This window comes from Amycolatopsis roodepoortensis, assembly GCF_024628825.1.
GTDB lineage: Bacteria > Actinomycetota > Actinomycetes > Mycobacteriales > Pseudonocardiaceae > Amycolatopsis > Amycolatopsis roodepoortensis.
Genome location: NZ_CP102415.1, coordinates 504,890 through 524,935 on the forward strand (window position 1 = coordinate 504,890; position 20,046 = coordinate 524,935).

Consider the following 20,046-nt stretch of genomic DNA (forward strand, 5'->3'; position numbering starts at 1 on the left):
CCCGGTCATACAGCGTATGACCACGTCTTACACTGAGGCGGACGACGGAGGTGAGTGCCACTCCGTCACACCGCCTTGTGACGGGCTCTGCAATGACGATCGACGACGACGCCACGAGCCAGCGCGGCTGGCTCACCGGACAGCTTTTGGCCGCGGCCGACCAGGTCAACGGCACCCTAGCGGGGCGGCCGGTGTTCGGCTGGCACGATCGCACCGTAGGAGCCCGGATCGACACCTCCGACGGCCCCTGCTGGCTGCGGGTCACCAGCGAACACGCCCACTGGGCCGGTACGGACAGCTGGACTGGCACCAGCGACGCCACGGGAGAGGCGTTCGCGCGCGTGCCGAAGCCGGAACTGACGGACGTGCGTGAGTGGCAGATCGGCGAGCAACGTGTCCGCGCCGAGGTGATGACCTACGTGCCCGACGCGGCGATCGCCGACGACATGGTGCTCCGCAACCGGGTCGATCTGCCTCCCTCGTGGTGGACCGCCCTGGCCGACGGCCTGAGCGCGGTCGCGCAGGTGCGGGACACGAAACGGGTGATCATCGGCGATGACGTCCTTCGCCATCGCCTGCTCGCGGCCTTCGGCGTCGACATCGACCTCGACAGGCTCGAGTGGTCGTGCGCCCACGGCGACCTGCACTGGGGCAACCTCACCGCGCCGTCGTTGTGGATGCTGGATTGGGAACACTGGGGATGGGCGCCGCGCGGCTACGACACCGCAGTCCTCTACTGCGCAAGCATCCTGCAGCCAGATGCCGCCGATCAGGTACGAGCGCACTTCGCCGACCAGCTCGACAGCTACAGCGGACGGGTCGCCCAGCTCGCCGCCGTCACCAAGCTGTTGTGCCGTGTCGAGGCCGGCGACCATCTCGACCTTGCGCAGCCGCTTCACCAGCACGCAGCCTCAGTGCTTCAGCAGCTGTGAACCGGAGCCACTGAATCGGCGACTGTGCGGAGCCGGAACGCCTGCTAACCATCTGTGGGCTTGACCATCCTGCAGGTCAGCCGTGCTGGCGCTGACACCGGCACGCCACGAGCAACTCACGCAAGGTGAAACAGCTGTAGGTGGGGTTGTCGTGACGATATTAGTCGGATGCCTGGCAGGCCAGAGATCTATTCCTCCACCTGTGGTTGCAAGGGGCATCCATTGTGGAATTCCTTGGTGGAGTCGTCCTCGGAAGCGGGGTCAGCCGAGTTCATCAGGCCTCAGTTCGAGGATGGTGGCTCGGGTGCGTTGCTGCGAGACGGCGTCACTGGCGAGATGCAATGTCTCAGCAAGGTAACAAAACGACGTGGTTGGTACCCATGTCGGCAATGGGCTAGCATCGACCTTGCTGGGCGTCAAAACAGCAAAACAGGTATCCCTTCCGGGTGAACTTGTCAGGTGGCCAGCCGGTGAAGACGACTGACCACCCGACCTCAGCGGCCTATCAGCTGGATCAGTGTGTTACTGAGTGCCGCCAGCTGACTTGCCAGGATGATGACGGGGCCCCACCAGATCAGCTTCTGCCACCTGGTGGGGTCGCGCCGCTGATCACTCACGCGGCGCGCCTCATCATCGTCATCTTCTGAGCCGTGCTCCATCCTGTTCCTTCCGGTTCCGGCCTGACATTGACTGGAAGACGGACCTTGCGGCTGCCTCCCCCGGAGTCAGCCGCCCTGGAACTTGAATCCTCACGACCCAATCGGCTCGCGCCGATATTCGTAGAGAGTAGCGAAGGTCCGCGGCTGTGGCGTCGGCGGGTGCGTGTCGAATTCGCGGATTCGGAAAGTGAGCCGCGGGGACGGTCGTCTCGCTGACGAGACACGCCAGAAGTCTTGCTGGCCAGCAGGATTACTGACTCTGAGTCATAGTCTTCGTCCGCGATACTAATTAATCTTGCCCTATTAATACTCGCCTAGATCGGGCTTATTATTGGCGCCTTCAGTATTGGTGACACTGGGTAAATATCGTTTCCTTAGCTGAAGCTAGTCGGCGAACTAATTTCGCGGGAACTATCGGGGGAGTTGACCTCGAAATTGGCCGCAGCTGCCCTTACAGCGCCTTACAGGGCGCCTTGGGGGAGCGCGTCGCCGAATTGGCACTCATGACGCCCGTGTCCTGGAATCAGGTTGTCCTGAATCCAGGACACCGCTAGGGTGGGGCTCGTGACGGACACACCGAAGAAGGCGACCAACACCAAGGTCGAGGTGGAGAACTTCCTGGGAGCACGGCGCAACGTGGTCGAGGCGATCACTCATGACTTCCTGGAGGAGGGTTGCTCGGCGAGAGCCGTGGCGGCCGCCGCTTCACCGGCCTTCGGCCGCGATCAGGTCATCGAGTACCTCGCCGCGGTCGCCCTACGCCAGTCCGCTGCCAAAGCGATCGCCGAGGCTGGGCTGGCGTCCGTGGCGGACACCGGTGTGTCTGGGATCGAGGCGCCGCGGGAAGCTCTGGTGGCGCTCAGCGGTAACGCCGAGGAGACCGCGGATTTCGCTGCCTTGCCCCAGCGACTCCGGCAGGCCCTGAAGGAGTTCGCGATCACTGTGACCGTGCGGGCGGGCGAGCACGACGACATCACCGATGACCTGGTCGATTCCCTTCTACTCGATGGCGAGCAGGTCCGGTTGGTGAAGGTCGAGCCACGTTCGTGACCACCGCCGGCAAGCCGGACGAGCGCAGTGTGTCGATGCCAGCTCTCCGAAGGAGCCAGGCCGGCTCTGGAGGTTGCAGCTTTTCTGTTCGCTCACGCGAAGTCGGCGGGCACAGGGGCTGGTCCTCGGCGAGTTAACGGGAACCTGTGCAACAAGGCACTTGTGTCAGCGGGCTCAACACGCTGATGCCGGTTCCACGTCCATTCGCCTCCCGTCTTGTCTGCGCGTATCAGACCAGCACCGGGCTGGCGCTGAGGCCGGCACATTGGCGTCTCGCTCGTGTGGCGTGCCGTGTGACGTCCTGATACGCGCTAGCGCAGGGGCGGGGCGATGCGGTGGCGGGCCCGCATCGCGATGGTTTGGCAGTGGAGGTCGTCGGCGAGTTCGTGTCCGGTGCGGCCGCCGAGGCCGGACAGGACCCGGTGGTCCTGGTCGAGGAATGCGTCGATCGTCGGCAAGACGCTGAGGGCTGGTGTTCCGATGTGCCCGAGGTACTCGAGGGCGATGAATCGTGCTCGCCAGTTGCCTCCGGGGGCGTCGGCGCGGGCTTGGTCGAGAAGGGCGGGTAGTGCGTCGCTGTGGTCGCCGCTGACGCGCCAGAGCGCGTGGGCGAGTTCCACGCGTTCCCAGGCGTGGCTGGTCGCGGCGAGACGATCTTGTAAGGAACCTGCCATGCGGTGGAAGAACGGTCCGCCGGGCGTCATGCCGTCATCGTGCCCGACGACTCCAGGCGGACGACGATCCCCTCAGATCGCAGGGAAGGGTGTATCCCGGTGTCCCGGCAGTGCTTGGTAATCTGCGCCTGGCTGTCGCGGCAGCCAGCGAGGTGCCTCCCGATCCCGGTGTGGAGTGCGTGCCTCCCCGAGCCACCAGAGGGTGGCACCGCGGGTTGATCAGCTTGTGAATTCGGTGTCGTCGGGTAACCCTCACATCGACGTTGACCGGGGAACGTCGACGGAGGATGTCCCATGCCACAGAACAACTCAGCGTATCCGGAGTGGATGCATGCCCGCCGTTGCTGCACCGGCGAATGGCTTCGCGAAATCAGCGGCGACTATCACCGGGGCTGGGGACGGTTCCCCGCCGCTGCCACACCACAGCAGAAGCGGCTGGAGGCCGGGTTACTGCTCGCGATCGGTAACGCCGAGAAATGGTTCCCCATCTTCCGGAACAACGCGGACGATCCCGCCGCCGTGATCGAGATGGTCCGCCCCTTCCCCGGCCGGATCACCCTGAAGATCTCCGATGGCGCACTGGAAGGGTTCCTCGCCGCCGCGCTGCCGAGTCTGTGGCACGAGGGCCTGTCCGGCGTGCCCGGCCTGAGGCCCGAGCCCAGCGGGAACCACCTCGATCTCCGTGTTCTGGGGACGTGCCCGGTGGCATCCGTTCGTCTGCGCGGCGTCACGCGCAAGCGCTGGAACGAGGTACAGGAGTACCTGGGTGACCACCAGGACCCGGACGTGAGAATCTGGCGAGATGGCCGACGCCGCTGGCACCCGGCCGAGATCGCGGCGTCCCAGGCAAAGCCGGATCTGCGCGACGGCGTGATGAGCGCGCTCCTGCGACGGTATGCCCTGTGGAAGGACGCTGACTGGAGCGACGTCCGGACGAACACGGATGACCTCCAGGTCCGGTGGAGCGGCGGCTCCAGCAGCGCGGACGTCGCCACGGTGCTCACGCACCCCGCGTGCCGGATACCCGGTGTGGAACCGATCCCGCAGCGCCTCGCAGATGGGGAACGGATCGTGTTCGCACGGAGCGCTACAGCCGCCGGCAAGCGGGAACGACAGCGCATGGTCGCGGACCGAGCGGCATACCTCGGTGAGGACGTCGACATCGCCGAGCGCGGCATCACACCCGCTGATCCCGGCATCGACGGGTGTTCCGGCCCGCAACGGGAACTCAGGGCGTTGCTGGCACTCCACGTCTTCAACAAGGGCCCGCACGCCGCGCCGCCAGGATGGCGCGACGTGCACACCGTCACCGCCTACTCCATGACCGTGTCACCCCGCGCCGACGAACTGGTGATCCACACGAACGCCTCCGACAACCTCACGAACTGGCTGCTACGCACCAGCGAAGACTTCGGGCTTCCCGGGTTGCGGCTGGAATGCCGGCCCACGGGGAGTACCTTCCGCCTGATTCATGTGCCGACGGGCGGACGGATGACCATCACCAGCGCCGACGAGCCCCCACGATGCACCGCGACGCGGCACGACCACGGCTGGCGCACTGATCACTGGCCCGCCACCACAGTGCCACTGCAGCAGGACGAGCGCGTCGCCCTGGCCAGTCTTCCTCCGCGTACACCGGACATGACGATGCTTCTCGCCGGCGTGATCGTGCGGCTGGAGGCCCGGGACCCCGCAGGCACGTGGGCGATCGGATCGTGGTGGCACGACCCGCTCGGCCGGACACCATGGCTCGGAAGGCCCGGTAACAGGAACCGCAAACTCTGGGGATCCCACGATCACTGGACACTGGAATGGAACGCCTACCCCTACGAGGAAGACCTGATTCAGGCCCTGACAGATCCGGTATGCGGGATCGCCGGGTGCCGGATGAAGAGGTCCGTCGACCACACCGAACTGCGTTACGGCACCGCCGTCCTGCGGCTGGTGCACCTGCCGAGCGCCTTGCATCGGAGACTCGAGGGGAGCCGGGCCGCGTAGCGAATTTGCACTGGCCTACTGGCTTGGTTCGTGATGCCGACGCTGGTCACGTCCGCCATGTGCGGACGTGACCAGCGTGGCAAGGATCTGGAACGAGGTGGTGGCCGTTCCTCTGTGCGGTTTGCGCGGCCTGTTCCGGAGCCGACGGCCGTGGTGGGCGCAGCGCGGCAGCCGAGCGGGACACCCCTTCCACGGTGTTACCCGGTCGATGAAGTCAGGTGTCGCACCGGCCTGCCGAGTGCAAGACTGCTGCGGTGACTCACAGCCCTTTCTACTCCGACTGCGCTGGACGGCCGGTTCCGCGTGCGCTCGAGGACATCTCCCCGACGGTGTGGAAGGGGCTGATTGTGCTGATCCGCCGGCTGCTGGGCGATGGTTCGCTCGCGCGGGACTTCCCCGGGCGCAACTGCCCGGACGGCGATGCGATAACGGGCACTGACGAGGTGGCGTTCTTCGACTCGCTGGACGCGCACATACCGGACCTGCCGGAACATCCTCTCGACACACTGTCCGCTGTCGACACGACAATGGCGCTGGACATCGTCGACTTCGTGATGCGCCACATCGATCAGCCGACCCGCCGAACCTGGCACGACTTCTCCCGACACATGCACTATTTCTTCGACGAGCCCATGGGTTTCGACGCGGGCGGCTCCTCACTGAACCTCGGGCAGGAACAGTTCGCCGGGACGTGGAACTTCTCTTCGCCCGGAACGGGATCGCGTTCACGATCGGCGACGACGGGCTCGTCATTCGGCTGGGACCTGTCGAGGCACGCTCCCTGGCATCCGAGTTTCAGCCGGATACCGGGGACCTGATCCTGGACGAGAAGCTGATCGACGCAGTGTCGCGGTTTCTCTCTCTCGGCGTCCTGCCGACCGGCAGGACGCCCTGGAGAAGCTGTGGGACGCGTTCGAGCGGCTCAAAACGCTCGAACTGGCGGGGTAGGGGACGAAGAAGCAGTCGGTCACGAGGTTGCTCGACGATGCGGTGCCGTCATCGCCGCAACTTCGCACCGTGGTGGAGGCAGAATTCCTTGCGCTGACGCAGGTAGGTAACCAATTCGCCATCCGACACCACGAATGTGACGCCCAGCAACTGCCTAACGACGACACCAGGGACTATCTGTTCGTCCGGCTGGTGTCGCTGATCGCGTTCGTTCTTCGCCGGACAGGCCGAATGGCCGGGTAGTGGCGAGCTGGTCGGGCGACACACGATGTACGCCTAGCGGTTACACCTTCGCGGTGGGCTTGATATGCCGATGAACGTGTTCGGCATGCCTCTGGACGAGGTCTCGAAGGTCGTACCGCAGAATTCTGCGGCATGTGCGGACACTGCCCTCCAGTGCAGATCCAGGTGGCCCGAGGCGTGGTCGCAGCGCGGCTGAACGAGCAGGGGCCGCGTCGGGTGACCATGACGAAGGTGCCAGGGTAGGACCGCTGCCGGAACATGTCGGCGGCCTGCGAGGATTGTCGGTGCACGATGCGATGATCCGCGTGCCCGAGACTCGCTTGGGCTGGGTGGGTACCCAGCTGGGTGGCGGTGCCACATCAGCACCGCCACCCAGCGCTCGCTGGACCGAGCTGCTGCTCGGAGCAGCTCGGCCCGGAATCGGAACCCAGTAAGAGCGTGTCTTACGTGGCGATCGGTCGCTGATGCGCGATGATCTTTGCCGTGGTTGATCGGTTGTCGTTGCGGTTGGTGCCGGATGAGCTGTGGAATCTGGTTGAGCCGTTGATCCCGGTGTTCGAGCCGCGTCCGCAGGGCGGCGGCACTGCCCCGGTGGACGCTCGTGCGGTGTTCACGGCGATTGTGTACGTGCTGACCAGCGGTTGTGCGTGGCGGGATCTGCCACCGTCGTTCGGGGTGCCGTTCCAGACCGCGCACCGCCGCTTCGGCCAGTGGACCCAAGCCGGTCTGTGGCGGAACTTGCACCACGCACTCTTGGACGAACTCGGCAGCCAGGGCCACATCGACTGGAGCCGCGCGATCGTGGACGGAGCCTGCGTACGCTCGAAAAAGGGGGATCTCTGACCGGTCCCAGCCCGGTCGACCGCGGCAAACCCGGCTCGAAGATCCACGCCCTGTCCGACCGCGCCGGGCTGCCGCTCACCGTCGCGGTCTCCGCCGCCAACACCCACGACAGCCACGCACTCAAGCCACTGGTGAAGGCGATCCCGGCGATCCGCTCCCGTCGTGGTCCGCGGCGTCGCAAGCCGGCCAAATTGCACGCCGACAAGGCCTACGATCAGCCCGACCTGCGACGCTGGGTCCGCGATCGCGGCATCAAGGTCCGCATCGCCCGCAAAGGCATCGAATCCAAAGACAAGCTCGGCAAACACCGCTGGGTGATCGAACGAACCATGGCCTGGTTCACCGGATACCGGCGCCTGACCCTGCGCTACGAACGCAAAGCCGAACACTTCCTCGCCTTCCTCATCCTCGGAGCCAGCCTCACCTGCCACAAGAAACTCCGCAAACTCACCACGTGAGACAAGCTCTAAGTCAGACACTTTGCCGAAGTACCGCTTTCAGCCGGCAGCTGGCTGATGCGATTGGACACGGGGTGTCAGGTGAGGGCGGCGTTGACGTGGAAGGAGAGGTTGTGGTGATGGCGAAGGTGGCGCGGCTCGCCCGGCCGGTGTGGCTTCGGCCGTACATCGTCGGCGGTGTCGTTGGCGATGACGGCGCCGACGAGATCCACCGCCGTTCCCAAGCTGGCACGCTGACCCGAGCGGACATGCGGACCCTTCTGCTGGCGCCGCCGGCGATGACGAATTCTGGTGTGCGCCGCCTGGTGATCGAGAGCCTCGCGCGGCAGCCGGAATACGCCGCCGCCGTCCTGTCCGCGCACTGCGCGCAGATCGGCTCTCCATTCCGGCGAGCCACGTCTCGAAAGGTCATGACTGCGGCCGGGGAACAGTTTGTCGCGCAGGCCTCGGTCACCGTCGGGGCCGTGACCGTCGCACGAGACGAGCGGTGCGGCCTCGACTCGAACAGCGTGGCGGACGCCGCCTACGTCAGCTTGCTCGCCCGTCTCGCGAATCTGCCACAGCCGGCAGACCCAGTGATCCGCCATGTCGAAGTTCCACTGCCTGATCGCGTCCCCTGGAGGGAAGCGATCCGGTCGCCGGTCTCGGTCACCCCGCAGCCATCGCTCGGGCAAAGGCTGTCCTCGTTGGATTCCAACGAGTTCTTCGGGGTGCTGGTCGCGGTGGCCGATGAGGGGGAGGCGCCGAGGGAGGTGATCGAGCAATGCGAGATTCGCTCCCAGCTGGGATTGATGGACGGCAGAGAGATCCCCGTTCTGTTGTTCGCGACCCTCGGGACACAGTGGGATCGTGCGCGGCTCGCGGTGCTGCACCTGCTCCAGGAGTCCGCCGACGACCATCTGATCCCCACTGTGCTGTACGACCGTTTCGACGAACTCGGCTTGTGGCGTGATCCGGTCCGCTACGAGCGGGTTCGGGTGATCGGCGGCGCGCACGCGTTCGAGGTCGAGGCTCGATATGAGGTCGACGGCGCGGAGCACCAGATCGGGCCGTGCCCCGGTGCGGACGAGTGGGATGCCCGCAAGCACGCCCAGGTCCGGATTCTCGCGCACCTGGCCGGCATGACCAACGCTCCGTTGGCCCCGCTGGAGCGGCTCCCGATCCCGCATGTGCCCGGCACGTCCGCGTGGCAGTCGCTGCGGGCGGCCGAAACCTGGGACGCCATCACAGACCTGGACACCCGGGCCACAGAATCCGGTCCACCGTTCGTGGCCACCGCCCGGTGTCGCCTGCGCGGGAAACTCATCGACGCTACGTTCGCGGGCCCCAGCGCTGACCTGGCGTTGGGGCGGGCGGCGCAGATCCTGCTCATGAACGTCAATCAGTATGCCGTCCGCTTGTCGCGCGGCACCTAGCCTTCGTCCGAGACGAAGCGTCCGATCGGGGCGCGCAGCGTTGGGGCACGCTCAGTGCGCAGCCAAACCGACATTACCTGCCGGTAGCGTTGTCGTCTCTCGAAAGAGTGCACACAACTCGTAGTGTTGCGTCGCTGCCCGCGCTACCTTCGACGCGGCTACCGATCAAGGTGGAGTAGTGAAGATGGCGGCCTCCGGGTGGAGCCGGAGACCGCCTGTTCGAACACCGCAACCCGCAACAGGAAGCAGAGCTCGTGACTACTGTACGGCCTACACGCAAATCGCATCCGACTTCAGCTAACACCGCCGACGGCACGCGGCTGCCGATTCGGTGGTTGGTGATCAGCGGCATCAGCGCAGCGGCGGCGTCGGCCGCCGGCAGCCTGACCGCAGCCGCCATCGTCGCGGCAGTAGTCGCCACCGCGCTGCACAGGATCGTCGAGTAGGTGCCACTCATAACCACGGCATAGCTGTAGCGAGGCACCTGACTGACGCCAACAAGGCCTACAGACAGGCGCTTCGCTCGGCAGCGGGGTTCCCGTTCGCAAGCGATGGTTTTCGGATTCGCGCAACTCGATGCTTGCAGGGTGTTTGCCAGGGTGCGACACGTTGCGTAGCAGGCGTTGAAGCAGGTCGCGAGCTGCTGCCAGGTACCCCGTGACCCGCCCCGGTGAAGCAGGGCTGGCTATGGTTTCCGGTGTGAGCGATCCCTTCTTCGAGTCGGGTACCGGTAGACCGCGGTTGCGGCTTGAGTCCGCCGACTATGAGTTGGTGTGGCCCCGCGCGCTGCTGCTCCAGGAACTCACCACGCTACGCGACTCCGCCGACGGGAAAGGCGTGATGATCGAGCGGCTGCTGGAGGAGGCGTTTCTGGGCGCCGCGCCGGTCGAGGACTATCGGCACTCCACCTCGCTGCCGGGCCGGTCCCTCTCGCGGTCGCTGCGATTCGACTACGTTGCAGAGTTGCTGACCCAGGTGCCGCAGCTGCGCGAGCATCGTCGGCCAGGGTCGTTGTGGTCGAGGCGTCACAAGAGGGATCCTGAAACTCGTTCCGAGCCCACACGAACTCCCGCTCAAGTGCGCGAAGCCTTCGCGCACTTGATCTCCTCACTGATGGCCGACGGCTACTTCGCCAGGACATTCCCCAAAATCTGCGTCGACGATCCCGACGGTGTCGAGATCGACCCGAACGTGGTGCTTGCCGACTGGCTTGGCGCACGCGACCTGTGGCCGCTACAGCCAGGCGAGTGGGATGCCGATACCTTCTATGACTTGATCGAGGTCTTCCATGATCTCGCTGCCCGGCCCCGCACTCGCAATGGCCATCCGTGGAATGGGTGCGGTTGGCACTTCGGTGACTTCGCCACCGACGTTGGTCGCGCGGTCTACCGGTGGCGAGTCAACGAGCTCCTGGCGACCGGCGGCATCGATCTGCGTCTCGCCGAGAACGGCGAGGACATCGGGCGACTGGTCCGCCAGGTCGACGACGCGCGCGCTGATCTGGTCCGCCAGGCTCTGGCTACATCCGAACCGGACGCCGCGGCGCGCGTCCAGCATGCGATCGCTCTCTTCCGGGGACGCGAGGCGACTACGCACGACAAGAAGTCAGCCGTCGTGACACTCGCAGGGATCCTTGAAGAGCGACGTGAGCTGATCCGCGCGCGCATCGGTAGTCAGGACGAAGGCGCTCTGTTCGGCATCGCCAACAAGTTCGCGCTTCGCCACCAACGTCGCGACCAACAGGGCAACTATGATCCGGTCTTCCTCGACTGGATCTTCTGGTGGTACTTGGCAACCGTCGAATTAACCGATCGTCTTCTCGCCCGGCCTTCTTAAGCAGCGTCGCGATCGGCTGCGAACGGGCAGAGCCATCGGGACTGGATCCACAGCATGGCAGCGTCCAGGAGCTCTGGCAGCTGATGGCCGCTCCCGCGCGGGGAGCGCGAGGAGACGATGTTCGCCCGATATGGCCCCTGAGTAGTACCGTCCGCACCGGTGGCCTGGATCGGCAGCGCACGAGTGCGACCGCCCCGGGGCAGTAACCTGAGGGTTCTCGGGTTCAGCCGCCCTCGGTGATGCCGCGAGACTGCTTAGTACCGTCGAGCAGGTAGGCGTACTGCGGGGTCATCGCCGCCGCGTCTGCGAAACCCGGCCGGTCGAACTGATTGCTGCCGTACACCGTCAGCCCCTGGGGTGCACCGTCGAGGCGTTCCTGGGTGCCGTCGGCGCGCACCCGCCGCGCGGGCTCGGAGGAGCGGGGATCGAGGATCGACTTGAGGTACCCCTCGACGTCGGTGTCCTGCTCGCGGTGCCAAACGATGGTGCAGCCGTCGAGCCTGGTGACCTGATCGCCGGTGCGGCGAGCTTCACGTCGCGCACGCACGCGCTGTTCTGTGTCCTGGTCTTCCGCGCGGGCGCGTGCCGCGAACTCCGTGCCCGGCACGACGACCACCTGGTCGACGGACTCGGCGTCGTCGGCGTCGTGCTCGAACAGCCAAACCTCGTCCGGCCAGCCGCTGTGGTGCCGGGCGGCCGCAGGGGAAGCGGTGGGGTCCTCGTGCCAGAGCCACAGCTGGGAGTTCTCGCTGACCGTGTCCCGCCGGAAACTGGGCGCGCGGCGCGGATCGCGATTCAGCACGAGGATTTCCACCGGTAAGGCGGAGCGCCGTCGTTGCCGGTTGCGGCGCAGCACGGCCAGGTGCGAACGCATCACCTGCTCGGCGACCGCGCGGTTGGCGAACCTGGCCACGGACCGTGGCTGGCCGGCCTGCAGCTCGGCGCGCACGTGGCCGCGTTCCCAAGCCTGGGAGAGCCAGATACCCCACACCGGCGGTCCCTCCAGCAGCGCTTCCGCGCACGCCGGGCACCACCCGTGCGGGTGCGCGTAGAACTGCTCAGGCGGAAAGCGCAGGAGGCCGGGCCCTGTGAAGACCATGTCCATCGTGAGCCCGAACATCTCCACAGCGATCTCGCCGTTGTACTCGTCCCACACGAGCGTCACGTCACCGTCGTCATGGTGTGTCACGAGGACTCGGTCCTGGTCGAGCAGATGCGCGACCGGCTCGATCCGGGTGAGGCGAGCGCGGCTGTAGAGGACGAGCATCCTGCAGGCGCCATCCGGAACGGCGGCCAGGGTCTGCTCGTAGAGGTCGTCCAGTGTGGACACGTTCATTCTCCGCTCTGGTGAGGGGTAGCACGATGACGAGCGCACGAAGGTGCGCCAGGGTCTGTCGTTGCGATCCTCAGCCCGAAATGAGCGGGGCTGCTGCGGTGGTGAAGCCGCCAGCACAGTGTACTGGCAGCGGCGCCACAGGGGAATGCGGCACAACGTCACGTTCGGTTGACACGTCGCGTGAGCGATGGTGGGGCCGGCCCCGCTCTCACGTGTGTGAGGTGCGCTGCGGGATGCCGGTATCGGCGAACGCGGTTTCCGGCAGGCCTTCGCGCAGGAGCCGCCTGTCGTCGAGGTGCTGGTCGAAGAGCACGGTGACGGGCCCGCGGCGGGCTTCGAATGCGGCCAGGTAGTCCGGTGTGAACGCGATGCCGAGGTACGTGCGGGTTCTCATGCGATGGAGTCGATGAGGACGGTGCCGCCGGAGACCGGGCTGATCTGGAGGCCTTCGGTGTCGATGACGTACTCGGATTCCTCGCGGTCGGTGTTGCGGGCCAGCACCCGCGCCGGTTCGACCATCGCGGTCCAGATCGCTCCGGGAAGGCGGTCACCGAAGCCGCCGGCGGCGTAGGTACGGGCCACATCGCGGGAGTCGGTCCAGGACCAGTCGGCTCGTCGGTCGGCGACCGATCCCCGGTACAGCCGCAACGGCTGCGTGGGGCGGGGGACGCGGGGCCCGTCATCGGTGTAACCGGCGGCGGCGAACAGCGTCCGCCAGCGGTCACGGGGAAGAGCGAGGTCGGGGCGTTCGGCGTTCGACCAGGCGAGCCCGACGAAGCCACTCAGATCGTGGTCGGTGATGAGCTGGTGCCGGTACAGGGCGTCGAGCAGGACGGGCATGTCGTCTCTCGGTACCCGGTAGAGGGCGACCGCGAGCTGGTCAGTGGTCAGGACGACGCCGTTGTCGATCAGGTGCGTCGCCAGGGCGACCACCTCGAGAATGACGGGGATGCTTAGGTCGCCGGGCGGGTGGTTCGAGGGTTCCGCGGGGCGGTGCAGCTGAAGCTGTCGGTCAGGCATCAGTGCCTCCTGCTGGATTGGCGAATGCCGGGGGCGCGAGCCGCGCATCGGTGTGGCGAGCCGGTTTCCGGGATGTCGATTCGTGTGCCGAGTCCGGTTGTGGTGTTGGGCTCGGTGTGTGGGTGCGAGCGCGGGTTCGCCGGTTAGAGGTTGGTGAGGTGGATCGCGTAGTTCATGACGGCGTCGCCGACCAGTTCGCCGCGACCGATGACTCCGTCGGTGTCGCCCTGCAGGTGTGCGCGTTGGAAGGAGTTCTGGCACTCGTGCACTTGGGCCCGCAGTCGCGCGGACGTCGTGTCGTCTGGTGGCGCGGCGGCCAAGTGCGCGAGGTGATGCACCGACTCGATTGCGGCGTTCACTCCGGCGGCGATCTGGTCGCTGCGCCCGAGTTTGATGGCTTGACGCAGGAGTTCGACCGCCTGCTCTGTCGCGAAACGTTCTGTCCGGACCGCCAGCAGGTGTTTCAGTTCGCTTGCGGGAGGATCGTCTGGCTGGTCAGCTGCCACCATGCGGGCAAGGGTACTGAGACGGGCTCACCAGAGCTCGCGCCACGGGCGGCCATGCCCGGATGGGCTGCGTTCGGGCACGTCGAACGCAAGGCGAGTTGCGGAGCGATACGTCGATATCCGGTTCGGCGGGGACACGTTGGCCTCGCCACCGAACGATCGGAGCCTTCTGTGCCCTCAATTTCACACCGTGATCCGCACCAGCGCTCGTCGCTCGACGCCCGCGCACCGAGGCCCGGACGTGCGGGTGCGGTTGCTTCGCGCCGGTGAGGTAGCAGACGCTCGCGATCGCGGCCAGGGTGGCAGTGCCCGCGTCCGCGGTAGGCGGGGCGCTGCGAGTGGCTCTCGACCAGACCGGTGGGCGGGTCGAGTTCCCCGGACTGCCTGGCTGTGGGGCTGGTGTTTCGGCGCGCTGGCAGACGATCGCCTGGTGGGCGTGTTGTATGCGTGCGCGCCGGCGGATTTCGTCCTGTCGCATCAAAGCGAACAGAGGGCATGGCTTGCCCGGTCCGTCGCCGAGATTGATCTGGCGGCCGAGACGGGTTTCCGTGGCAGCGGAGCGGGAACGGCGTTGCTGGAGCATGCCGAGCGGTATCTCAGTGATCAGGGTGTGCGGGTGTTCGTGGCGAAGGTCGATGCGGAGGACATGCCGGTCATGCGGTGGTATCGCCACCGGGGTTATCGCGTGGCCAGCACCGGTGAAAGCTGCGCCATCGATACCCCAGCCGGGGAGATGAGCATCAACGCCGGCCCAGCGCACGAACGCCGGTGGCGCTTAGCGATCAAAGCCCCTGGACACGCTGTGGCCCGCGGCCTGCGAGGACTCCGCCTGGCAACGAACACGCCGACCCAAACGCTGCCCGATACCAGGGAGACGGCACGGTGCCATCTGCCTGGTGGTGAGTCGTCAGGCACCGTTGTCTCCTAGCTGGCCGAGGTGCATCACTATGGCGATCGGGGAGCCACCGGTTCGGGTTCACACGCTGCGGCATGGCGATCCATGCAATCCGCCCAGTGACGCATGGGTGTCAGCGCGGTATGCCGAGTTTCGGACACTAGGAAGATTGCGACCGGTCGTCGCGTTGGCCGGTCAGTGCGAGCGGGGTGAAGACGCTGTCGTCGAGCAGCCCGGCGGCGGCGAGAGTGTCGCGAAGCTGTTCGGCTTGGTGGGTGGTGAGCGGGCCGAGGTCCTTGCCGCTAGTGTCGACGATGTATGCCCGGATCGGTGGGTCGCGTCCACGTCCGGTGGGCTGGCGGCGTGGTGGGCGAGTAGTCCGGCGTCGGCAAGGCGGTCGGCGAGGTCGGCGGCTTGCTCGATCATGGGGTTGGCCGTCAGGGAACACCTAGCGCAGCTCACGTTCCTCGTTCTCGTACACGACGCAGCTGGAGTAGTTGGGCGCGCCGAGGGCGGTCAGGCACGGGCCGAGCTGGCTATCGGCGAGCCGGGGTCCGCGGATTGAGCCGGATACGCTGCTCTCGCTTCAAGGAGGGCTCCGGATCGGCATCGGTCCTGTTCATGCCGTCCTACGGTCGTGGGCGACGGGTGGTGCGGCGGCTGATCTCGGCGCGACGACGCAGCCGGCGGTCGGTAGCCCAAAGCGCCCCAAGCGCGATAACGGCGCAGGCAAGGCCCGGCCACAGCTGGTGAGCGAACGTCAGTAACGCGATCGCAGCACCACCGGCGACCGCGAGCACGGCGACCAGCAGCACAGTCACCGACGTACGTGGTATCGACGAAGACGGCTCGGTATCGCGATTAGTATTCATGGTTCATGATCCTTCCCGAGATTGCACCAACGTGAATACTCGCCCCGGTTCCGCGCCCGCCCGGGGTGGTGCGTCTGTCAACGGTGCGGACAAGCCGGGCGTCGGACTTGACCCCACCTGAAGAGGAGCCGGCCGGTTTTGGTGCATGCAAAACTGCCGGATGAGGTGCCCCGGATGTTTCCCTCCCCTGGTTCAGGGACTGGGGTCGAGAACGCTGCCCAGCGATCCTGGGTGGCCGCCGATGATGTTCTTCTCCCACAGTTCGCCAAGGGAGTACTCGGCAAGCCAGTTCTGCAGTTTGGCAGTGTTCGGCCGGACGAAGACCGAATTGCCGTCTCGGAGTCCGGCGACGATTACATCCTCAGCTGAGAACTGGTTCAGCAGCGTCACCGACTGCGTCGCGATCAGGATCTGACTGCGTATCGAGGCCACCCTCAGCAGATCCGCGAGCTGCCCGACAGCAACAGGGTGAAGCCCGAGCTCCGGTTCGTCGATGATGACAAGGCTCGGCAACTCTGGCTGGAGTAGCAACGTCGCCAGGCAAGTGAAACGCAGAGTCCCGTCGGACATCTGATTTCCGGGGTAGACGGTGTCTGAGGACACATCCTGCCACTGGAGCGAGATCCGGTCGGTGTTGTCGGGTCGGAGAATGAAGTCGCCGAAGAACGGTGCGATCAATCGGACCGCACCGACGATCCGTCGATACGCGACCTTGTCCTCTCGGAGGTCGCTGTCCCGGAGCCGCAGCAGAACTGCCGCGATGTTCCCGGCGTCCGCGTGCAAGGCGAGGTTGTCCGCTGCGGGGGTAGGCCGCTTGACTGGTGCGTCGGAGCTGGTGTCGTGAAAGTGGTAAGCGCGGCAACCGCGGAGCAGCGTCGCGATCTGTGCGGCCGCCGGGGCGACGGGTGGGTCATCGGAGGTGAGCGTGAGGCGGCTCTCCCGATGCCCTCGACCAAGCGATGTCGTCCACGGGTGCTGCGCTCCGCTGCCGTGGTACGAAATCACCTCGTCGTCGAAGAACATCTCCTCGTTCGAGTTTGCCGTGAGGCACACCTGGTAGTTCTGTAGCGGAGTCTCCAGCGTCAGCGTGATCCGCTGGCTGTCTGCCCTGTCGTTGATCAGGGCGGCGGCGCCACCGTTGAGTCCTACGAACATGTTCAGCAGGCCGTCGCCGACGTTGCCCAGCAGATCGAAGGCTTTGATGAAGTTGCTCTTGCCCGAACCGTTCGCGCCGATAAGCACGTTCAGCGCGCCAAGCTCGACCCGCGCCGACCGAATCGAAGCGAAGCCCTCGACCTCAATCGACTTCAACTGCTGGTGCTCAGCCACATCGCTACTCTACGGCGGCGGCAGCGAGGACGCTCGGGCTTGGTCGCGACCGGGCCATTTAGCCACAGTGACGTGTGAGGATCGCTGTGCCGACGACGTTGCTGGCAGCGGGCAACACGGTCGGTTCTGCCGTGTCGGCTCCCGAAGGGCGTCGACCGATGTGGAGGCAGTCAGAGTCTGGGAGGACGTCTTTCCTGCGGCGTGCAGTAACGGATCGAGTTCCAGGTGCTCTTTCCCGGTGAGGCCAAGAAGTCTGCTGATAATTGCGAGCAGGGCGGCCGGGCCGCGTGCGCGGGAAGCGGTTCACCGCGCGAATACGCAACTCAAGGATGAGCACGAGCTCATCGGCGACTTGGGCAGCGGTGCACTGCAGCTGGACGCGGCGACCTTGTATCCGTGGGCTTGGAGCAGCGGAAGATCTCGGTGATCCAGCCTTCCAGCAACGAGTCCCTTCGTCGCGGGTCGGCAGCGCGCCGGCGGTTGTATGAATGCTCGGTTTGACAAGTGGGTCAGCTCAACATCCTGGGTGTTGGGTGCGTCGTTGGCAGCGGCGCAGCCTAGGCCTCCCCAGGCATTTGCCTGCTCTGATGGTGGAGGTGCGTTATGCGGGCCGACGTCAACGGCGAAGGTGCCCGAAGGTGTTTTCGCGTGGGCACTAGCGGTTCAAGGAGTCTCTCGGTGTGTGTTCCTGCGGGTGAGTGGGGTAGGCGCCCTGGCCCGGAGGGCGGTTACTCGGGCGACCGGCACTCCGGTCGCCGCGGCGGTGTCGCGGACAGTGCTGCCTTGCGTGGTCAAGGCGGTCACGGCGTCTGCCAGCGCCGTTTCGTAGGCGGCTGCGGCGCGCCGCAGCCGATCGAGCTCCGGGCTGGCCGGGGTGATGGCGACCTGGGCGGTCACGCCCATCAGGCTGAGCCCGTGGGTGAGGTCGTCGTGCAATGCGTTCAGTGTCCGTCCCGACCCGTACACGTTGTGCTGGGGGATGCTGGCTACCCATATCTCGCCGTGCCAGCGGGCACGGCAGTCGATGGTCGTGCTCACGGCGCCGTCCGCAGGTCATCGACAACCTGCTGGATGAGCGGGTCCGGGATGGGGGCCGGTAAGACAACTTGCCGGTCTCCGATCTGGTAGAGCCGGTGCGTGCCGCTGCCGCGGACGACCGTCACCGTGTGCCCCAGCGCGTCAACGGCTGTTCGCAGCTGTTGGAGCGAGATGTACTCCGCTGCTCCGGCCTTCAGCCCTGCTGTGACTTCCTGGGCGGTCTTCCATTCTTCGAGGCTGATGACAGGCTCGTGTGTGATGCGGGGCGACCAGATCCACTCGGAGAGCGGATTGCGCCGGGGCATACCGGGCTTGCCGGTCCGGGTCGCTTTCCGGTTGTAGACCTGGTAGCCGGTCAGTTTCGGGTTCGCGATCAAGCCTTCCACCAGGTTGTGGGTCCACCGGTTCTCGATCGGGTATCGGTCGGGGTCCGACGCCAGGACCTTGATGATGTCCGCCGCCTTGAGGTACTCCTCACGCCGCAGGCGATGCAGCTCCCGGACGGCATCGAACCGGCGCGGGTCGGGATGCGGCGCGAGCTTCTTCTTCGGGCGTGCCTCGCCGAACCGGCCAGTCTGCTGCCGCGGAGCGGTCTCGTCGATTACCGCGATGTAGGGGTAGGGCGGGTAGCCGTGATTCCAGCCGTTGACGGCGTGCTGGACCTGGCCGCCCATCGACATCTCCATCATGGTCGTCCGGTAGATCTCCGCCTCCACCTGCCCGTACCGGCGGGTGCGTAGTCTGCCGGACTCGGTTCCGCCCGACGGCTCGTTGGCGTACACCACTTCCACGCCGAGTTGCTCGAGTTCGTGTTCCACGACCAGGCTGGTCAGCATGGCGCGGGCGAGGCGGTCGGAACGCTCGGCCAGGACGTGGGTCACGCCCAGCTGCTCGGCCTGCTCGACAAGATCCTGCAGGCCCCCGTCACGAGGAACCGGCACGTCGAGCGCCTTGTACATCTCCTGGGAACCCAGGCCGCGCAACCGCGGAGGAAGCATCCCGGACTCGACGTCCCAGAAGTAGGCAGCGAACTCTTCGTTCGACTCCAACCGCGCGGAGGAGTACAGGACTTGCCGCGGGATCGACGTCGCGGGGTTCTGATTATCCTTTGTGGACACTCGTCCGACGAACACCGCGCGCCGGGGGCGATGAGGTGCTTGCGCGAAGTTCGGCAGGTCGGACAGGTCGATAGGTGGCCTGAACGGCGAGAACTGAACGGTCATGCCCTTCCTTGGGTTGCGGGAACGAAGTATGTCGCGCCGGACTGTCCACGACGCGGGAACCGGCTTGGCAGAAACAGAAATGGCTCAAACCCTGCCGAGGCGATCAGTCGCTGTCGGCGGTCGCGCTGGTGTCGGCAGAGGTGGGGAGCGGGTCGAGGTCGGAACGCAGGCAACAGTCGATCACAGCGAGCGCCTGCACCTGGCTCCAGCGCCGGCAGGTCGCTGCGGTCAACGCCGGGCCGACACGAGCGTCCAGGTGGGCGTCCTCGTTCTCGTCCGCCAGCAGCGCACCTGGTTCGTCGATCCGCGCCTCGTCGAACGCGATCCCGCGGCCCAGCCACGGCAGCGCCTCCCACTGCGCCAGGGCCAGGGGCGCAACATCTCGACCCTCGACCGCCAACTGGCGGCGGAATGTATCCAGTGGCAGGGACTGCACTGTGACCGAGGGTCGACTGCGAGCCAGGTGCAACGCTTTCTGCGATCGCGTTCACGCCGACACCGAGGAACTTCACGACCGCCGTCCGGTCACCTCGCCCGGCCATCGCGACCGTCCGCGCCACAGCTTCGGCTCGCCGCATGGGCAACTTCTCGCTCCGCTCGTGATCGATCTCGTCCAAGGCCCGACGCAACGGGGCCTGCCATGCGGCCATCGACACCACCCTCACCGCTGGCTCTCGCTGAGAAGCATGACTGGGTCCGCCCAACATGTTCGGGAGTCGAGTCGAAAGAGCACGACATCGCCCGAGGGGAAGAATACTACAGTTGCAACTG

The 20,046-nt window shown here is 66.1% G+C and carries 18 protein-coding genes; 9 read left to right on the top strand and 9 right to left on the bottom strand.

Going from position 1 to position 20,046, the window contains the following annotated elements; genetic code table 11:
- Window positions 1-92: 92 nt before the first annotated feature.
- Window positions 93-932 (top strand): aminoglycoside phosphotransferase, encoded by an 840-nt coding sequence (locus NQK81_RS02450; protein ID WP_257486847.1) that lies wholly within the window; start codon window positions 93-95, stop codon window positions 930-932.
- A gap of 1,223 nt (window positions 933-2,155) precedes the next feature.
- Window positions 2,156-2,641 carry a hypothetical protein gene (locus tag NQK81_RS02455; RefSeq protein ID WP_257486848.1) on the top strand — a complete coding sequence of 162 codons (486 nt, stop codon included), beginning with the start codon at window positions 2,156-2,158 and terminating at the stop codon, window positions 2,639-2,641.
- Between the two features lie 311 nt (window positions 2,642-2,952).
- Here NQK81_RS02455 and NQK81_RS02460 read toward each other — a convergent pair whose 3' ends face one another.
- The gene (locus NQK81_RS02460; RefSeq protein ID WP_257486849.1) at window positions 2,953-3,345 is read right to left on the bottom strand and encodes a hypothetical protein; all 393 of its coding nucleotides are present in this window, start codon (window positions 3,343-3,345) and stop codon (window positions 2,953-2,955) included.
- Between the two features lie 264 nt (window positions 3,346-3,609).
- On the opposite strand from NQK81_RS02460, the gene NQK81_RS02465 reads away from it, so the two are divergent.
- From NQK81_RS02465 to NQK81_RS02490, 6 genes are all read left to right on the top strand, one after another.
- The gene (locus NQK81_RS02465) at window positions 3,610-5,313 is read left to right on the top strand and encodes a hypothetical protein (RefSeq protein WP_257486850.1); all 1,704 of its coding nucleotides are present in this window, start codon (window positions 3,610-3,612) and stop codon (window positions 5,311-5,313) included.
- Window positions 5,314-5,642: 329 nt separating this feature from the next.
- Window positions 5,643-6,131: a hypothetical protein gene (locus tag NQK81_RS02470; RefSeq protein WP_257486851.1), complete on the top strand. Its 489-nt coding sequence runs from the start codon at window positions 5,643-5,645 to the stop codon at window positions 6,129-6,131.
- Between the two features lie 157 nt (window positions 6,132-6,288).
- Window positions 6,289-6,504, top strand: coding sequence for a hypothetical protein (locus tag NQK81_RS02475; RefSeq protein WP_257486852.1), 216 nt, complete (start codon window positions 6,289-6,291; stop codon window positions 6,502-6,504).
- Between the two features lie 471 nt (window positions 6,505-6,975).
- Window positions 6,976-7,805 (top strand): IS5 family transposase gene (locus NQK81_RS02480; protein WP_371878847.1). Its coding sequence is split into 2 segments (ribosomal slippage): window positions 6,976-7,327 and window positions 7,327-7,805, totalling 831 coding nucleotides; the frame shifts between segments, so codons are not numbered across the junction.
- A gap of 113 nt (window positions 7,806-7,918) precedes the next feature.
- On the top strand, window positions 7,919-9,220 hold the full coding sequence (locus tag NQK81_RS02485; RefSeq protein ID WP_257486853.1) for a hypothetical protein: 1,302 nt from the start codon (window positions 7,919-7,921) through the stop codon (window positions 9,218-9,220).
- Between the two features lie 699 nt (window positions 9,221-9,919).
- Window positions 9,920-11,056 carry a hypothetical protein gene (locus NQK81_RS02490; protein WP_257486854.1) on the top strand — a complete coding sequence of 379 codons (1,137 nt, stop codon included), beginning with the start codon at window positions 9,920-9,922 and terminating at the stop codon, window positions 11,054-11,056.
- A gap of 223 nt (window positions 11,057-11,279) precedes the next feature.
- On the opposite strand, the gene NQK81_RS02495 is transcribed toward NQK81_RS02490, so the two are convergent.
- From NQK81_RS02495 to NQK81_RS02510, 4 genes are all read right to left on the bottom strand, one after another.
- Window positions 11,280-12,386: a hypothetical protein gene (locus NQK81_RS02495; RefSeq protein WP_257486855.1), complete on the bottom strand. Its 1,107-nt coding sequence runs from the start codon at window positions 12,384-12,386 to the stop codon at window positions 11,280-11,282.
- Between the two features lie 214 nt (window positions 12,387-12,600).
- The gene (locus NQK81_RS02500) at window positions 12,601-12,786 is read right to left on the bottom strand and encodes a hypothetical protein (protein ID WP_257486856.1); all 186 of its coding nucleotides are present in this window, start codon (window positions 12,784-12,786) and stop codon (window positions 12,601-12,603) included.
- Entirely contained in the window at window positions 12,783-13,412 is a 630-nt protein-coding gene (locus NQK81_RS02505) for a hypothetical protein (protein WP_257486857.1), read from the bottom strand. The genes NQK81_RS02500 and NQK81_RS02505 overlap by 4 nt, the downstream gene beginning before the upstream one ends.
- 143 nt (window positions 13,413-13,555) lie before the next feature.
- Window positions 13,556-13,921, bottom strand: coding sequence for a hypothetical protein (locus NQK81_RS02510; protein WP_257486858.1), 366 nt, complete (start codon window positions 13,919-13,921; stop codon window positions 13,556-13,558).
- A gap of 427 nt (window positions 13,922-14,348) precedes the next feature.
- On the opposite strand from NQK81_RS02510, the gene NQK81_RS02515 reads away from it, so the two are divergent.
- On the top strand, window positions 14,349-14,846 hold the full coding sequence (locus NQK81_RS02515) for a GNAT family N-acetyltransferase (protein ID WP_257486859.1): 498 nt from the start codon (window positions 14,349-14,351) through the stop codon (window positions 14,844-14,846).
- A gap of 1,031 nt (window positions 14,847-15,877) precedes the next feature.
- Here the strand turns inward: NQK81_RS02515 and NQK81_RS02520 are convergent.
- From NQK81_RS02520 to NQK81_RS02535, 4 genes are all read right to left on the bottom strand, one after another.
- Window positions 15,878-17,014 carry an AAA family ATPase gene (locus NQK81_RS02520; protein ID WP_257486860.1) on the bottom strand — a complete coding sequence of 379 codons (1,137 nt, stop codon included), beginning with the start codon at window positions 17,012-17,014 and terminating at the stop codon, window positions 15,878-15,880.
- Between the two features lie 663 nt (window positions 17,015-17,677).
- A complete protein-coding gene (locus NQK81_RS02525) occupies window positions 17,678-18,052 on the bottom strand; it encodes a hypothetical protein (protein ID WP_257486861.1) in 375 nt (124 codons plus the stop codon).
- Window positions 18,049-19,275, bottom strand: coding sequence for a recombinase family protein (locus NQK81_RS02530; protein WP_257486862.1), 1,227 nt, complete (start codon window positions 19,273-19,275; stop codon window positions 18,049-18,051). The genes NQK81_RS02525 and NQK81_RS02530 overlap by 4 nt, the downstream gene beginning before the upstream one ends.
- A gap of 103 nt (window positions 19,276-19,378) precedes the next feature.
- Window positions 19,379-19,675, bottom strand: coding sequence for a hypothetical protein (locus NQK81_RS02535; protein WP_257486863.1), 297 nt, complete (start codon window positions 19,673-19,675; stop codon window positions 19,379-19,381).
- Window positions 19,676-20,046: the final 371 nt, after the last annotated feature.

What these genes read in the sequence shown, in the direction of transcription:
- NQK81_RS02450 (WP_257486847.1), top strand. Translation starts at nt 93, where the DNA reads ATGACGATCGACGACGACGCCACGAGCCAGCGCGGCTGGCTCACCGGA.
- NQK81_RS02460 (WP_257486849.1), bottom strand. Translation starts at nt 3,345, where the DNA reads ATGACGCCCGGCGGACCGTTCTTCCACCGCATGGCAGGTTCCTTACAA.
- NQK81_RS02465 (WP_257486850.1), top strand. Translation starts at nt 3,610, where the DNA reads ATGCCACAGAACAACTCAGCGTATCCGGAGTGGATGCATGCCCGCCGT.
- NQK81_RS02500 (WP_257486856.1), bottom strand. Translation starts at nt 12,786, where the DNA reads ATGAGAACCCGCACGTACCTCGGCATCGCGTTCACACCGGACTACCTG.
- NQK81_RS02505 (WP_257486857.1), bottom strand. Translation starts at nt 13,412, where the DNA reads ATGCCTGACCGACAGCTTCAGCTGCACCGCCCCGCGGAACCCTCGAAC.
- NQK81_RS02510 (WP_257486858.1), bottom strand. Translation starts at nt 13,921, where the DNA reads ATGGTGGCAGCTGACCAGCCAGACGATCCTCCCGCAAGCGAACTGAAA.
- NQK81_RS02530 (WP_257486862.1), bottom strand. Translation starts at nt 19,275, where the DNA reads ATGACCGTTCAGTTCTCGCCGTTCAGGCCACCTATCGACCTGTCCGAC.